1 protein-coding gene is annotated in these 735 nt (G+C 62.3%); it reads left to right on the top strand.

Annotated elements, in window-relative coordinates; genetic code table 11:
- On the top strand, positions 1 to 284 hold a 284-nt coding region (locus ACFFII_RS17015; RefSeq protein WP_377700063.1), incomplete at its 5' end, for a hypothetical protein.
- Positions 285 to 735 lie beyond the last annotated feature (451 nt).

Below are 735 nucleotides of genomic sequence, written 5' to 3'. Positions count from 1 at the left end.
TCCTCACTGCCCCCATGATCGCCGTGAAGGTGCGGGTTCAGCGAGAAGGTGAGGTCGTCCATCTCGTCGTCTACAGGATCACCGATATGTCACGGGAACTCGGGACTGTGGGGCAGCGCGACGGAGGCGGTGCGGGGCGCCACGGCCGCAGAGACGAGTTCTACGATGGCTCGCCCGGGCCTGATCCCCGCGCCTGTCGGCCCGCCGGACCACTTTCTCGGGATATGTATGTCCGTGACCTGCATCTCGACGCACTTCGAGTGAATCCGAGGGACTTCAGGTGACTTTGGGAACGCAATCGGTCGCACGCGGCCCGACCGATGCAGCCCCAAGATCGGTGCCGCCAAATCTGTCGCCGACCCGTGTATCGCCAAGATCTTGCTTGATGGCCCGCGGTGTCGAACACAAGGGAAGCCTCCTGCTGCGCGGATCCTTCTTGACTGAGGCCAACAAGAACCCAGAGCAGATAGCTCGTGATGCGATCGACAGGTGCCTAGCGGCGTCCGGCTGGGCTGTTCAGGATAACAGAGCAATTGACCACACGGCTGGGCCGGGGGTTACCATTCGAGAATACCCCACGACTATCGGCCCGGCCGACTATGCCCTGTTTGCCGATCGTCAGGCGCTCGCTGTCGTCGAGGCCAAGCCCGACAGCTGGGGTGCCAGGATCACTAGGGTCAGGACCCATTGATTTCAGGTTATGTGCGTGATGCTGAGGTGGCGAGGAGACCTGGC

Source organism: Paracoccus niistensis, from assembly GCF_042432925.1.
Lineage (GTDB): Bacteria > Pseudomonadota > Alphaproteobacteria > Rhodobacterales > Rhodobacteraceae > Paracoccus > Paracoccus niistensis.
This window is presented reverse-complemented; position numbering and strand designations above follow the sequence as displayed.